The following is a 14,480-nucleotide window of genomic DNA, read 5'->3' as shown; positions in this document are numbered from 1 at the left end:
GGGACGACGTGACGATAGGGGATCGGTATGCGCATCGCGGTGATCGGAACGGGCTATGTCGGCTTGGTCTCTGGCGCCTGTTTTTCCGAGTTCGGCGTGACCACGGTCTGCGTCGACAAGGACGCCAGCAAGATCGAACGCTTGAACCGTGGCGAGATCCCCATCTTCGAACCGGGCCTCGATGACCTGGTCGCCAAGAACGCCAAGGCCGGTCGGCTGAGCTTCACCACCGACCTCGCCAGCGCCGTTCAAGACGTCGACGCCGTGTTCATCGCCGTCGGCACGCCCTCGCGTCGCGGTGATGGCCACGCTGACCTGTCCTATGTCTATGCCGCCGCGCAAGAGGTGGCCCTGGCCCTCGATCCGGCGCGCTACACGGTCATCGTCACCAAGTCGACCGTGCCGGTGGGAACGGGCCGCGAGGTGGCGCGCATCATCGGCGAAACGCGGCCGGGTCTGGACTTCGATGTCTGTTCCAACCCCGAGTTTTTGCGCGAAGGTGCCGCCATCGGTGACTTCATGCGCCCCGACCGCGTGGTGATCGGCGCCGAATCGGAGCGTGCCCAGGCGGTGATGAAGGCCCTGTACCGCCCGCTGTACCTCATCGAGACGCCCATCGTCATGACCAGCCTGGAAACGTCCGAGCTGATCAAGTACGCGGCCAACACCTTCCTCGCCACCAAGATCACCTTCATCAACGAGGTCGCCGACCTGTGCGAGAAGGTGGGCGCCAATGTCCACGACGTGGCCAAGGGCATCGGGCTGGACGGCCGCATCGGCCGCAAGTTCCTGCACGCCGGCCCCGGTTATGGCGGCTCCTGCTTTCCCAAGGACACGCTGGCCCTGGCCCGCACCGCGGCGGACGTGGGATCGCCCCTGCGCATCGTCGAGACGGTCATCGACATCAATGACAAGCGCAAGAAGGCCATGGCCGCCCGCATCGTGGCCGCCGCCGGTGGCAGCGTGGAGGGCAAGCGCGTCGGCATCCTGGGCGTCACCTTCAAGCCCAACACGGACGATATGCGCGATGCACCGTCCCTGGACATCATTCCGGAACTACAACGCCTGGGCGCCACCGTGCAGGCCTACGATCCGGCCGGGATGCATGAGGCGGAGCGCCTGTTGCCGGGAGTCGCCTGGTGCGCCGACGCCTATGCCGCCATCCAGGATTCGGACATCCTGGCCATCCTGACGGAGTGGAACGAGTTCCGCGCGCTGGATTTCGACCGGGTGCGCCGGTCGATGAAGGCGCCGGTGCTTGTCGATCTCCGCAATATCTACAATCCTGACGATATGAAGGCCGCCGGTTTCACGTACCAGTCCATTGGCCGGCCGGCGCGCCGCTAAGGTCAAATGCAGCAAGGAAGCAGGTGCACGTCATGACCGCTAATCATCGGTTCCACCCCACGGTGCTGCGCGAGTACGACATCCGCGGCGTCATCGGCAAGACCCTGGGCCCGGACGACGCCCGCGCCATCGGCCAGGGCTTCGGCACCCTGGTGGTGCGCGCCGGCGGCACCCGCGTGGCCATCGGCTACGACGGCCGCCTGTCTTCGCCGGAGTTGGAGCAGGCCTGCGTCGAGGGGCTGATGTCCACCGGCCTGGAGGTCATCCGCATCGGCCTCGGCCCCACGCCCATGCTGTACTTCACGGTGCGGCACCTGGAATTGGACGCCGGCGTGATGATCACCGGCTCTCACAACCCGCCGGACTACAACGGCTTCAAGATGATGCTGGGCAAGGGCCCGGTCTATGGCGAGCAGATCCAGGAGATCGGCCGCCTGGTCCACGGCCAGGATCTGGTGACCGGCGCCGGCTCCTCCCGTACGCTGGACGTCAGCGAGGATTACATCAACCGCCTGGCGGCCGATTATGACGGCACCCGCGACCTCACCATCGTGTGGGACGCCGGCAACGGCGCCGTGGGCCACGTCCTGCGCCGCCTGACCGACAAGCTGCCCGGCAAGCACATCCTGCTGTTCGAGGAGGTGGACGGCACCTTCCCCAACCACCACCCCGACCCGACCGTGCCGGAGAACCTGGAAGACCTGATCCACGCCGTCCACACCCATAAGGCGGACATCGGCATCGGCTTCGACGGCGACGGCGACCGCATCGGCGCCGTGGACGAGCATGGCGACATCATCTGGGGCGACCAGCTGCTGGCCATCTACGCCGCCGACGTGCTGAAGAGCCACCCGGGCGCCACCATCATCGCCGACGTCAAGTCCAGCCAGACGCTGTACGACGACATCGCCAAGAACGGTGGCAAGCCCCTGATGTGGAAGACCGGCCACAGCCTGCTGAAGGCCAAGATGGCTGAGACGGGCTCCCCCCTGGCGGGTGAGATGAGCGGCCACATCTTCTTCGCCGACAAGTACTACGGCTTCGACGACGCCCCCTACTGCGGCGTGCGCCTGGCCGGCCTGGTCAGCCGCGAAGGCAGCCTGGCCAAGCTGAAGTCGGTGCTGCCGCCCGTGTTCAACACCCCGGAAGTCCGCTTCCAGGTGGATGAGGAGCGCAAGTTCAAGGCGGTGGAGGAGATCGTGGCCCGCGCCAAGGCCCTGGCGGGCAAGGGTGTCGAGGTCAACGACATCGACGGCGTCCGCGTGAAGACCGAGGACGGCTGGTGGCTGCTGCGCGCCTCCAACACCCAGGACGTGCTGGTGGCCCGCGCCGAGGCCTTCAGCGAGGCCGGGCTGGAACGCCTGAAGGGCAGCATCCGCGACCAGCTGAGCCAGAGCGGCATCCAGGCGCCGGAAGGCTTCTGATCCGTTTGGTAACCTGCTTAGAAGGCCGCGATCCTCCTGGGTCGCGGCCTTTTTCATATGCGGCTACGACGGCGGCCTTCTGAGTTACGCAGCCCTCCGTGAAGCAATGCGAATGGCCAGCGCTGTCACTCCCAGGGCCGGCTCGTGCGCCAAGCTCAAGAAACTACGATTCCAAGTGTTATCCCAACTAATCCGTACTGGAGCCCGCAACCATGAGTGAGCCCACCCTTGAGCAATGGAATCTTCAAACAATGGTGCTTATGCATGCCCTATTGGGGAGTATTTCGAGCAACTTTCGCATGGTGACACTCAGATGGAAAATTGATCAGTGGGTGATTGATTTTATTTTGGAAAAAGAAAACACAGAAGACTTCGAAGAAATATCAGAAATAATGGAAGATTATGACTCACTTCAAGAAAAATATATTAAATTTATGTCGATTATAACTGTGACCGATGCTCCAATAAGAATGCCAGAATTCCCGGAGAGGGCAATCTTTAGACGGAAAGAGATTTAGTCATTTCCATTATTGATTTTTATTGGCCAGAGCGCACAGGGAGGGAGCCCTGGCTCATTCAGCGGAGCCAGCCTGGAACGCCTGACTGGAAAAAACCTCTCATGCCGTTGTGACGACACGCCGCCGTACCACCCAGCCGCGACGCACACCCAAATACCAGTACAGGCCCACGACGACGGCCATGGTCAGCAGCACCGTGCCCACCTCCGCCAGGCCCGCCGGCTTGCCCTCTGGCGCGCCCACGCCCAGCAGGGAGGGGAAGGGCGGGCCCAGGACGCCCATGACATAGATGGCCGCCAGGTTCTGGCCCAGATGGATGCCGATGGCGGCCTCCAGCCGGCCGGCCTTGGCGGTGATCGCGGACAGCAACAGCGAGATGATGAAATAGAGCGCGCGCTGGTCCCACACCCCGTTGCTCCAAGATTGGGTATGCAGGGCGGCGAACAGCAGCGCCACGGGCAGGGCGGTCATCCCGGCGCTGCCCGTGGCGACGTAGAGCCCCTGGCTGATATAGCCACGGAACACCGCTTCTTCCGCCGTGACCTGCAGCACCACCATCCATGCCGTGGCCGCGGCGAAGGCCAGCACCTGGGGCCAGGGCTGGCCGCCGGGGGCGAAGGGTTCGCCATTCCAGACGTCGATCAGGCCGCTGACCACGACCGTCAGCAGGACCAACCCGCCCCACAGCAAGGCGGAGCGCAGCGCCAACCCGACATCCAGGCCGGGGGTGGGCGATACCAGGCTGCGCAGGGGGCGGCCGTGCAGCCAGCGGACCGCCAGGGTGAGGGGCAGCAGCGCGGCCGCCACGCTGCCCAGCAGCATCAGCAACTCGACAATGGCCCGCAGGCCCTCGCTGCGCTCCATCACCCGGTCCAGGTGCGTCCAGGACGGCAGCTTCACCAACACCACGGCGATCAGGACGCTGCCCACCACCACGATCAGCACGCCGGCCAGGAAAGCCCACCACGGCTCCCGCCGCTGGCGGGCCAGGGCCAGCAGGGACGGCGCGGGCGGGGAGGGCACGGCGGCGCCGTTCCCCGTCGCTGAAGCAGGAGGTGCCATGGGGGCAGGGATCAGTTGGCGCCGGGGGCGATGGTGATGCAGCCCTGGCCCTGGCGGCTCAACTGGGCGCAGGCGGCGCGGGCTGTCTTCTCGCTGAGGCCCGCCAGGCGGGCGCGGTACAGGGTGGACTTGGCGGACGACACCTCGACCACGTTGGGCACGGCGGCGTTCAGCAGGCCCCGCGACTTCTGCGTGGCGCGGGCGATGGCGGCCTGGGTGGCGGCGCGGTCGTTGTAGGCGCCGACCTGGATGCTCCAGCCCGCCGGGATGCTCTTGCCCTTGGCACCGGTGGCGACGGCGGGCGCCGCTTCCGCCGGGGCGGCCAGCAGGGTGTGGTCGGCCACGCTTTCCGCCGCCTTGCCCACGGCCTTGGCGGCCTTGCCGGCGGCGCTGGCCAGACGCACGGTGGAGGCCTTGGCCTTCGGCGCGGGCGCCTCGTCGGCCTCGTCCTCATCGCCTTGGGACGTGGCGTTGTCGTCACCGGCCTTGTCGCCGGCGCTGGCCAGCTGCACGGCCCCGCGGTCGCGCGGCGCGCGGATGGGCGCCTCCGCCGTCAGCACCTGGCCCGGCTTGGTCGCGAAGCCTTCGTCCAGCAGATCGGCCATGCGGTTGTCCCGCCACACGGCGCTGCTGCCGCCCATGACCACGGCGATCAGCCGGCGGCCGTCCTGCACGGCGGAGCCCACCAGGTTGAAGCCGGAGGCGTTGATGAACCCGGTCTTGATGCCGTCCATGCCGGGATAGCGGGCCATGAGGTGGTTATGGTTGGCCATGGTCTCACCGTTGTAGGTGAAGCTGGCCGTCTTGAAATAGGCGTACTGCTTGGCGTGGTCGTGGATCAGGGCCTGGGCCAGGCGGGCCAGGTCACGGGCCGTCGTCACCTGGCCGGTGTTGGGCAGGCCCGAGGCGTTGCGGAAGGTGGTGCGGCTCATGCCCAGGGCGCGGGCCTTGGCCGTCATCATCTGGGCGAAGCGCGGCTCGCTGCCGCCCAGGTTTTCCCCCACGGTCACAGCCACGTCGTTGGCCGACTTGGTCACCAGGGCCAGGATGGCATCGCGCACGCGGATGGTGTCGCCCGCGTCCAGGCCCAGCTTGCTGGGCGCCTGGGCGGCGGCGTGCGCGGAAACCTTGAACGGCGTGTCCAGCGTGACGCGGCCGGCGTCCAGCGCGTCGAACAGCAGGTACAGCGTCATCATCTTGGTCAGCGACGCCGGATAGTTCTGGGTGTCCGCGCCGGCGGCGTGCAGCACCTGCCCGGTTTCGGCATCCACGACAATGGCGGCGTACTTGGCGAAAGCGCTGCCCGGGGCGAAGGCGAGGCAAGCCAGGAGGGCGACGGTGGCCCAACGCCACACGGCGCGCCAAGCCAGAGCCGACTGACGGTGCCGATCCGAGCGATTCCAATGGGTCACGGTGAACTGCCCCTTCCGCCATGCCATGTCGATGATGCCGACCAAAGTAAAGGCCTGATGATTCCCTGTCCAGTATTGAAAATATCGTTAAGGGCAAAGAAGGCCCCGAGCATCATTTCGCGTCTTTACATGCGGGTCGCGCGCTTGCACGCCCAGTGCTACCTCGGATGGAGGAGGGGCTGCCCCGAAAGGCATGCTGCAGCGCAACATAACCACCCCCTGCGAGACGGGCGCGCCGGATGCTTCGGCTTATTAAACATACTTTTCCATAGCTTTCGCTTGGCATTACCCTTGTATGCCGGCGTGCCGCCGGCGATGTTACGGAAATTTTGCGCCGCACAAAAACCGGTTGACAAACTGCACCCCAAGGTCCACGTATGGGTTCGTGCTGCGACGCAACATGACGGTGCCTTTGAAGGGCCGTTCGCCGTCGGCACGCCGCCCGGCCGACGCCGGTTAGCCTGACCCGGGCACGGGCCGCATCGGGCGGCCGATGGATCATACGCGATCATTGGAAGGAGCACTGTCATGACCACCCCGAATACTGCCACCCCCGTCACCACCACCGCGTCGCGGGCCAAGAAGGTCGTCGCCGACGCCGCCGTGGAAACCGGCGCCGCCACCAAGCAGGCCGCCGAAACCACCGTGGCCGCCGCGCAGGACACCGTGACCAAGAATTATGAGCAGGCCGTCGCCCTCACCAAGGAGCAGGTGGAAAAGGCCAGCAAGAAGGCGTTCGAGGCCTATGAGGAGCTGACCTCCTTCAACAAGGAAACGGTGGACGCCCTGGTGCAGTCCTCCACCGTCCTGGCCAAGGGCCTGGAAAACCTGTCCAAGTCCTTCGTCGCCTACGCCCAGTCCTCGCTGGAGAGCAGCGTGGCCGCCACCAAGGCGCTGCTGGCCGTGAAGACGCTGCGCGAGGCGGTGGATCTGCAGTCCGAGTTCGCCAAGACCAGCTTCGACACCCTGGTGAGCGAGGCCACCAAGACCTCCGAGCTGTCGGTGAAGCTGGCCAACGAAGCGATCGAGCCCATCTCCGCCCGCGTCAACGCGGTCGTGACCAAGTTCGGCAAGCCGCGCCTGGCGGCGTGATCGCGGTTGGGCCGTGCCATGCGGCCGGCCGTTCCAGCCGATGCTGACGAACCCGGTGGGCGCGCGCCCACCGGGTTTTTTATTTTTCCACCGGGTTTTTATTTTTTGGTGTGATGGCGCGCCTTGCGTCCGGCCGGCCAACGCGGTTGGATGGTTAACCGTGCGCTCATCGCACGCCAGGCATGATTAAGGTCACCTGGGGTCTTCCAACGGCCCGCCGCGATCTCATATTATTCCTGGGATGACCACCCCGAAAGACACGTACCTGGAAGGCCATGACGGAGTTCGACAGTCACGGAAACGAGGGCGGCACTGGCGGCGACGGCACCAACACCGGCGTCGTGGTCAAGGCCAAGCCTAAGACCAAAAAGCCCTACATGTACAAGGTCTTGATGCTGAACGACGACTACACGCCGATGGAGTTCGTCGTCCACATCCTGGAGCGTTTCTTCTCCAAGAACCGGGAGGAGGCGACGCGGATCATGCTGCATGTCCATCGCCGTGGCGTGGGCGTGTGCGGTGTGTTCACCTACGAGGTGGCGGAGACGAAAGTAACCCAGGTGATGGATTTCGCGCGCCAGAACCAGCATCCCCTGCAATGCACCTTGGAGAAGGATTAGTAGGCATGCTCTCGCGTAATCTCGAGCAGACGCTGCACCGGGCCCTAGCTTACGCCAATGAGCGTCGGCACGAGTACGCGACCCTGGAACACCTTCTGCTGGCACTCACCGAGGATCAGGACGCCCTGGCCGTGCTACGCGCCTGCGGCGTGACCGTGGAGAAGCTGCGGGTCGAGCTGGGTGAATACCTGGACAACGAGCTGAGCAACCTGATCTCCAGCCGGTCGGAGGACGCCAAGCCCACCGCCGGCTTCCAGCGGGTGCTGCAACGCGCCGCCATCCACGTCCAAAGCTCCGGCCGGGAAGAGGTGACGGGCGCCAACGTGCTGGTCGCCCTGTTCTCCGAACGGGAAAGCCACGCCGTCTATTTCCTGCAGGAGCAGGAAATGACGCGCTTCGACGCCGTCAACTACATCTCCCACGGCATCGCCAAGTCGCCCGGCCGCTCTGAGGCCAAGCGCGTCAGCGGCGCCGAGGAGGAGACCACCGCCGGCGAAAAGGCGCCCAAGAAGGGCACCGAGGCGTTGGAGGCCTACTGCGTCAACCTCAACAAGAAGGCCCTGAGCGGCAAGATCGATCCCCTGATCGGCCGCGGGCAGGAGGTTGACCGCACCATCCAGATCCTCTGCCGCCGCTCAAAGAACAACCCGCTGTATGTGGGCGACCCCGGCGTGGGCAAGACCGCCATCGCCGAGGGCCTGGCCCGCCGCATCGTCCATGGCGAGGTGCCGGAGGTGCTGCTGAACGCCACCATCTTCGCCCTGGACATGGGCGCGCTGCTGGCCGGCACCCGCTATCGCGGCGACTTCGAGGAACGGCTGAAGTCCGTGTTGTCGGAGTTGGAGGCGGTCGAGGGCTCCGTCCTGTTCATCGATGAGATCCACACGGTGATCGGCGCCGGCGCCACCTCGGGCGGCGCCATGGACGCCAGCAACCTGCTGAAGCCGGCCCTGGCCAGCGGCGCCCTGCGCTGCATCGGCTCGACCACCTACAAGGAATACCGCAGCTACTTCGAGAAGGACCGCGCCCTGGTCCGCCGCTTCCAGAAGATCGACGTCAACGAGCCCTCGCTGGATGACGCCGTGAAGATCCTGGAAGGGATCAAGAGCTATTACGAGAAGCACCACAACGTCCGCTACACCCGCGAGGCCATCCGCTCGGCGGTGGAGCTGTCGGCCAAGTACATCGGCGACCGCAAGCTGCCGGACAAGGCCATCGACATCATCGACGAGGTGGGGGCGGCCCAGATGCTGCTGCCCGTGGCCAAGCGCAAGAAGACCATCCAGGTCAAGGACGTGGAGGCGGTGGTCGCCAAGATCGCCCGCATCCCGCCGAAGAGCGTCAGCCGCGACGACCGCGAGGTGCTGCTGAACCTGGAGCGCGACCTGAAGACCATGGTGTTCGGCCAGGACAAGGCCATCGACACCCTGGTCAGCGCCATCAAGCTGGCGCGCGCCGGCCTGCGCGACCCGGAAAAGCCCATCGGCAACTACCTGTTCTCCGGCCCCACCGGCGTGGGCAAGACCGAGGTGGCGCGCCAGCTGTCGCGCACCCTGGGTATCGAACTCACCCGCTTCGACATGTCGGAGTATATGGAGCGCCACACCGTCAGCCGCCTGATCGGCGCCCCCCCGGGCTATGTCGGCTTCGACCAGGGCGGCCTGCTGACCGACGCCATCGACCAGCATCCGCACTGCGTGCTGCTGCTGGACGAGATCGAGAAGGCGCACCCGGATCTCTACAACATCCTGTTGCAGGTGATGGACCACGGCAAGCTGACCGACCACAACGGCAAGACGGTCGACTTCCGCAACGTCATCCTGATCATGACCACCAACGCCGGTGCGGCCGACCTGGCCAAGCCCGCCTTCGGCTTCGGCCGGGAGCAGCGGCTGGGCGAGGATGAGGAGGCGATCAACCGCCTGTTCACCCCGGAATTCCGCAACCGCCTGGACGCCATCATCCCGTTCTCCGGCCTGTCGCCGGAAATCATCGGCCGGGTGGTGGATAAGTTCGTCATGGAACTGGAGGCGCAACTGAGCGACCGCGGCGTCACCATCGAACTGACGGACGAGGCCCGCGACTGGCTGTCGAAGAAGGGGTACGACCCGCTGTACGGCGCGCGCCCCTTGGGCCGGACCATCCAGGAGTACATCAAGAAGCCCCTGGCGGAAGAGTTGCTGTTCGGCAAGCTGGTGAAGGGCGGCGCCGTTCGCGTCACCGTCAAGGACGACGCCCTGTCCTTCGACTACGCCGCCGGCGGCAATCGCCCGTCGCAGCGGGAAAAGCCGGAGGAAAAGGTGCCGGAACTGGTCAACTGAGCCAGCGGCGCCCCCGCGCTTGAAACGAACGGGCCTCCAGGACATTCCTGGAGGCCCGTTCCATTTGACGCGGCGCCTCTCGCGGTGCCGTCAGGACCTCAGGACAAGGCGGCAAGGCGCCGGATCAGCGTATCCAGGTCGTTCCACACCAGCGGCTTGGCGACATAGCCCGCAAACAGGCCGGTGGTCAGGTGGTCGATGACGTCGGTTTCCGCCGTCATCAGCACGAGGGGAACAGGCCGGCTGCGCCCGGCTGGGGCGGGGCGGCCGTGCAGTTCGCGCGCCGCCTCGGCCCCGCCGATGCCGGGCATGTGCAAATCCAGCAGAACCAGGTCGAAGGGCGGCGCGGCGGAATCGAACAGCGCGATGGCCTCCGCCCCATCGGCCGCGCCGGTGGCGTCATATCCCAGGCGTCGCAGGACGGCCAGAATCAGTTCCCGATTCACCCGGTTATCCTCCGCCACCAACACCCGCGTCGCGGGAAGGGCGGAACTGACGGCCGTATCTTCTATACTCATCACGTATGCCTTTGGCGGTGTCGCGGCGGGCGGTTTTGTGGGCCGCCCCTGGGGCCCCTCCAGGGGGCGCCCACTGTTGACGCCACAATAGGCGGGTTTCCCCATGCCGCCCAGCCTCTTTGCCGCAGGGGCGAGCGGCGCGGGGCGATACTGATTTTGTGGCGCGGCGGCACCGATTATATAAAATCCAGGATTGTTCGGGCCACCCCTCTCGGTGACTCCGGCGATTGCCGTCACCCAGGTGGTTGTGCTGATGCGCGCAGTGTCCCTCTTCGTCATGGTATGGCTGGCCGCCCTGGGCGCCTTGGGGCTGCCCTGGGACCAGGCGTGGGCGGAGCCGGGGCAATGGCAAGCGCTGGGGCAGACGGCGTTCGAGCACATCGACCGCTCGCGCGGGTTGCCCAGCGACACCATCTTTTCCCTGGCGCAGGATCAACGCGGCTTCATCTGGATCGGCACCACCAACGGCCTTGCCCGCTTTGATGGCTATCACATGCGGATCTTCCAGCCGGATCCGGATGTGCCAGGGTCTCTGCCCGATGGCGTCATCCGCGCCCTGCACGTGGATCCGGCGGGCCGGCTCTGGGTTGGCACCCATGTCGGCGGCCTCGCCCTCTATGACCCGGTGACGGAGCGGTTCCGCACCATCGGGCCCGGCCCCAACGGGGTCAGCGCCGCCACCGTCTATGACATCAGCGACGATGGCGACGGCGGCGTCTGGGTGGCCACGCGGGGTGGCATGGACCACCTGACCGGGGATGGCCGGGTGGTGGCGCGGTTCCGCCACGCCGACAAGGATCCCACCAAGGATAAGACACCCGGCGACGATGCGCTGCCTCACAACACCGTGTTCACCGTCCACCAGGACCGCGCCGGGAACCTGTGGGCCGGCACGGCCAGGGGCTTGGTGATGCGGCCCGCCGGCGGCGAGCGCTTCGCCCCGCCGCCGCTGGCGGCCCCGTCGCCGGCCGCCGAAGCCCTGCTGGCGGACAGTGTCTGGCAGATCGAGGAAGGGGCGGACGGCCGCCTGTGGCTGGGGGGCGACCGCAGCGGCCTGGGCGTTTACGACACCCACGACCAGTCCCTGACGGTCATCCGTCCGCGGAGCGGGACCGAGCCGCCATTGGCGGCCGTGACCATGCGCGGGGCGGTGGAGGTACGGCCGGGCGTGCTGTGGGTGGCCACCCTGGGCAACGGCATCGCCGAGGTGGACGTGGCGCAAGGGGTGTACCACACCATCCGGCATGAGCCCGACATCCCCGCCACCCTGTCCAGCAACGCCCTGCGCGCCATCCTCAAGGACCGGTCCGGCCTGATCTGGACAGGGGGTGATTCGGGCCTGGACGTACACAACCCCACCAATGCGGCCCTGGTCACCCTGTTCACGGGCAACGGCCGCCCGCCCTTGGGCGACCTGCCCACCATCAAGAGTGTGGCGGTGACGCCCCAGGGGACGCTATGGCTGGGCGGCGATGGCGCCATCCTGCTGTTCGACCCGGCCACGCGCCAGGCGCGCCGCATCCTGGCCGGCGGCCCCACCGCGAATCCCGACCACACGCTGCCGCAACTGGACGTCCTGGCCATGGCCCGCCGGGCCGATGCGGACGCCGGCGCGCCCGCCATCGTGTGGGCCGGCACCCCCCGGGGCCTGTACCGCGTGGCGGAGGGCACGGGAACGGTGGAGCGTGAGCCGCTGCCCACCAACAATCCCTATCCCTACATCTCCCGCGTGGTGACGGCGGGCGGGACCACCTGGGTCGGCACCTTCGCGGGCCTGGTGCGCATCGGCGCCGATGGCGTGAAGACGCTGTACCGCCGCGACCCCGCCAACCCGGCCACGCTGGTGGACGACCGCATCATCGCCCTGGCCGTGGACCATGCCGGCGCCGTCTGGGCGGGCACGGAACACGGCCTGAACCGCCTGGATCCCGCCACCGGCGCGGTGGAACGGCTGGCGCATGACGCCACCGATCCCGGATCGCTGCCGCATGATTACATCAACAGCCTGGCGGAGGATGGCCAGGGCCGGATGTGGGTGGGGACCGCCCAGGGCGGCATCGCCATCCTGGAGGGACGCGACGCCGCGGGGCGGCCGCGCTTCCGGGTCCTGGACCGGCAAAACGGCCTGCCCAGCCTGCGGGTCAACAATCTGACTTACGACGGTCACAACCATGTGTGGGCCACCACGGCGGATGAACTGGTCAGCATCGACGTCGGCAGCCTGGCCGTGCGCGTGCTGGGACCGGCCGAAAACGCTCTGATCCGCCGCTATTGGGAAAACGCCTCCGCCGTCACGCCGGACGGCAAGCTGCTGTTCGCGGGTGATGGCGGCATGACCGTGGTTTCCCCGGACGCCATCGCCGACTGGCGGTTCGCCCCGCCGCTGGCGGTCACCGATGTCCGGGTGGGTAGCCAGAGCGTGCCGCCCGCCGCCATCGAGGGCGTGCCCCTGATCCTGCGCCCCGGCGACCGGGGATTCGAGGTGGAGTTCACCGCGCTGGACTTTTCCGCCCCTGATCGCAACCGCTACGCCGTCATGCTGGAGGGGTTCGACACCGCCTGGCTGGAAAAGGACGCGCAGCGCCGCCGCGCCGTCTACACCAACCTGGCGCCCGGCCACTACCGCCTGCTGGTCCGGGGCAGCAACAAGGATGGACGGTGGAACCCCGAGACCCTGTCCCTGCCGGTCACGGTGCTGCCGGCCTGGTATCAGACATGGTGGTTCCGCATCCTGGCGGTGGCCAGCGTGGTCGGGACCGTGGCGATGGCCTTCTGGGCGCGCCTGGCTTGGCACCGCCGCCGCCAGCGGGAACTGGAGGAATTGGTCGATGCCCGCACAGCCGACCTGGCCGCGTCCGCCGCGACGCTGCGGCGGGTGGGCGATGCCGGCCGGGACCTGTCGGCCTCGCTGGAGCGGGAGGCCATCTGCCGCGCCCTGCACGCCCATGTGACGGAGCTGATGCCCGCCGCCGCCCTGCGCGTCGCCCTGTTCGACGATCCCGACGCGACCCGCCTGTCGCTGGTCTATGCCGGCGGCGCGGCCGAGACGCCCCTGGGGGCTCTCCCGCCCGACGACGCGCTCCACCAGCGGGCGGAGGAGGGCCCATCCACCAGCAGCGGGCCAGCCGATACGTTGATGTACGCGCCCTTGCGTGTGGGCAACCGGCGCCTGGGCGTGGTGGAGGTGCGCATCAGCCGACCGGATGCGGCATTGCCCCGGCATGCGGAGGCCCTGCGCTCCATGGCCGCCTTCGCGGCGGTGGCCATCACCAATGCCGCCGCCTTCCGCGACGTGGAACGGGCGCGGGAGGAGACGGCGCAAACCCTGGCCAACCTGGAAAGCGCCCTGTCCCGCCTGGTCCAGCAGGAGAAGCTGGCCTCGCTGGGCAATCTGGTCGCGGTGGTGGCGCATGAGATCAACACGCCGCTGGGCGTCTCCGTCACGCTGGGCTCCCAGCTTCAGGGCGAGGTCGAGGCCCTGGCTGGCGCCATGGCGGAAAAACGCCTGCGTCGGGGGGACCTGGATGACTTCCTGGTGCAGACGCGGGCCGAGTGCGAAATCCTGAACCGCAACCTGCGCCGCGCCGCCGACCTGGTGCAGAGCTTCAAGCAACTGTCGGTGGACCAGACCAGCGAGCGCGTGCGCGCCGTCGCCCTGACCGAATACCTGCGCGAAACGCTGGTCAGCCTGGAGCCGCTGTTGAAGGCCCACAGCGTCGCCGCGACGGTGGAGGGGCCGGTGGGCCTGGTTGTGCCCACGCGGCCGGGGCAGTTGGCCCAGGTTCTGACCAACCTGGTGCAGAACGCCGTGGTCCATGCCTTTGACGAGGTGGCGCACCCGGCCATCCATATCCAGGTCGGGGTGAGCCCCGCCGGCACCGCCACCGTGACCGTTTCCGACAATGGGCGCGGTATGACGGCGGAACTGGCGGCGCAGGCGTTCGAGCCCTTCTTCACCACCAAGCAAGGGTCGGGCGGTTCCGGCCTGGGCCTGCATATCGTCCATAACCTGGTGACCGGCCCCCTGCGGGGCGAACTGAGCCTGGACAGCCTGCCGGGCAAGGGCACGCGCGTGCACATCGCCCTGGGCAGCTTCCAGACCAATGAGGCGCCATCGGTGCTGGAACCTACAGGCTGATCCCCCCTCCCGTGAAAGCCGGTTGGCG

Annotated in this window: 10 protein-coding genes; 7 read left to right on the top strand and 3 right to left on the bottom strand. The window is 67.2% G+C overall.

What is annotated here, in order from left to right; all coding sequences use genetic code 11:
- The first annotated feature begins 27 nt into the window (after window positions 1-27).
- From ULB03_RS12550 to ULB03_RS12540, 3 genes are all read left to right on the top strand, one after another.
- Window positions 28-1,347 carry a UDP-glucose dehydrogenase family protein gene (locus ULB03_RS12550; RefSeq protein ID WP_322483436.1) on the top strand — a complete coding sequence of 440 codons (1,320 nt, stop codon included), beginning with the start codon at window positions 28-30 and terminating at the stop codon, window positions 1,345-1,347.
- A gap of 32 nt (window positions 1,348-1,379) precedes the next feature.
- Entirely contained in the window at window positions 1,380-2,771 is a 1,392-nt protein-coding gene (gene pgmG, locus ULB03_RS12545; RefSeq protein ID WP_322483435.1) for a phosphoglucomutase/phosphomannomutase PgmG, read from the top strand.
- Window positions 2,772-2,983: 212 nt separating this feature from the next.
- Window positions 2,984-3,289 (top strand): hypothetical protein, encoded by a 306-nt coding sequence (locus tag ULB03_RS12540; RefSeq protein WP_322483434.1) that lies wholly within the window; start codon window positions 2,984-2,986, stop codon window positions 3,287-3,289.
- Window positions 3,290-3,388: 99 nt separating this feature from the next.
- On the opposite strand, the gene ULB03_RS12535 is transcribed toward ULB03_RS12540, so the two are convergent.
- The gene (locus ULB03_RS12535; protein WP_322483433.1) at window positions 3,389-4,312 is read right to left on the bottom strand and encodes a CPBP family intramembrane glutamic endopeptidase; all 924 of its coding nucleotides are present in this window, start codon (window positions 4,310-4,312) and stop codon (window positions 3,389-3,391) included.
- A 50-nt stretch (window positions 4,313-4,362) separates the two neighbouring features.
- Window positions 4,363-5,763 (bottom strand): D-alanyl-D-alanine carboxypeptidase family protein, encoded by a 1,401-nt coding sequence (locus ULB03_RS12530; RefSeq protein WP_322483432.1) that lies wholly within the window; start codon window positions 5,761-5,763, stop codon window positions 4,363-4,365.
- A gap of 528 nt (window positions 5,764-6,291) precedes the next feature.
- Here ULB03_RS12530 and ULB03_RS12525 point away from each other — a divergent pair.
- The 3 genes from ULB03_RS12525 (at window position 6,292) to clpA (ending at window position 9,796) form a co-directional block, all read left to right on the top strand.
- Window positions 6,292-6,855 (top strand): phasin family protein, encoded by a 564-nt coding sequence (locus tag ULB03_RS12525; protein ID WP_322483431.1) that lies wholly within the window; start codon window positions 6,292-6,294, stop codon window positions 6,853-6,855.
- A gap of 275 nt (window positions 6,856-7,130) precedes the next feature.
- A complete protein-coding gene (gene clpS, locus ULB03_RS12520) occupies window positions 7,131-7,475 on the top strand; it encodes an ATP-dependent Clp protease adapter ClpS (protein WP_322483430.1) in 345 nt (114 codons plus the stop codon).
- 5 nt (window positions 7,476-7,480) lie between these two features.
- Window positions 7,481-9,796 (top strand): ATP-dependent Clp protease ATP-binding subunit ClpA, encoded by a 2,316-nt coding sequence (gene clpA, locus ULB03_RS12515; protein ID WP_322483429.1) that lies wholly within the window; start codon window positions 7,481-7,483, stop codon window positions 9,794-9,796.
- A 98-nt stretch (window positions 9,797-9,894) separates the two neighbouring features.
- On the opposite strand, the gene ULB03_RS12510 is transcribed toward clpA, so the two are convergent.
- Complete coding sequence (locus tag ULB03_RS12510; protein ID WP_322483428.1) at window positions 9,895-10,314, bottom strand: response regulator; 420 nt, start codon at window positions 10,312-10,314, stop codon at window positions 9,895-9,897.
- Window positions 10,315-10,567: 253 nt separating this feature from the next.
- Here ULB03_RS12510 and ULB03_RS12505 point away from each other — a divergent pair, with 253 nt between their 5' ends.
- On the top strand, window positions 10,568-14,452 hold the full coding sequence (locus ULB03_RS12505) for a sensor histidine kinase (protein WP_322483427.1): 3,885 nt from the start codon (window positions 10,568-10,570) through the stop codon (window positions 14,450-14,452).
- Window positions 14,453-14,480: the final 28 nt, after the last annotated feature.

The sequence above is a fragment of the Nitrospirillum goiasense genome (assembly GCF_034427435.1).
Classification (GTDB): Bacteria; Pseudomonadota; Alphaproteobacteria; order Azospirillales; family Azospirillaceae; genus Nitrospirillum.
The sequence above is the reverse complement of the archived record's forward strand: the minus strand, read 5'-3'. Positions and strand labels throughout refer to the sequence as shown.

Coding starts and splice junctions, on each gene's coding strand:
- ULB03_RS12550 (WP_322483436.1), top strand. CDS start 28: ATGCGCATCGCGGTGATCGGAACGGGCTATGTCGGCTTGGTCTCTGGC.
- pgmG (WP_322483435.1), top strand. CDS start 1,380: ATGACCGCTAATCATCGGTTCCACCCCACGGTGCTGCGCGAGTACGAC.
- ULB03_RS12540 (WP_322483434.1), top strand. CDS start 2,984: ATGAGTGAGCCCACCCTTGAGCAATGGAATCTTCAAACAATGGTGCTT.
- ULB03_RS12525 (WP_322483431.1), top strand. CDS start 6,292: ATGACCACCCCGAATACTGCCACCCCCGTCACCACCACCGCGTCGCGG.
- clpS (WP_322483430.1), top strand. CDS start 7,131: ATGACGGAGTTCGACAGTCACGGAAACGAGGGCGGCACTGGCGGCGAC.
- clpA (WP_322483429.1), top strand. CDS start 7,481: ATGCTCTCGCGTAATCTCGAGCAGACGCTGCACCGGGCCCTAGCTTAC.
- ULB03_RS12510 (WP_322483428.1), bottom strand. CDS start 10,314: ATGAGTATAGAAGATACGGCCGTCAGTTCCGCCCTTCCCGCGACGCGG.
- ULB03_RS12505 (WP_322483427.1), top strand. CDS start 10,568: ATGCGCGCAGTGTCCCTCTTCGTCATGGTATGGCTGGCCGCCCTGGGC.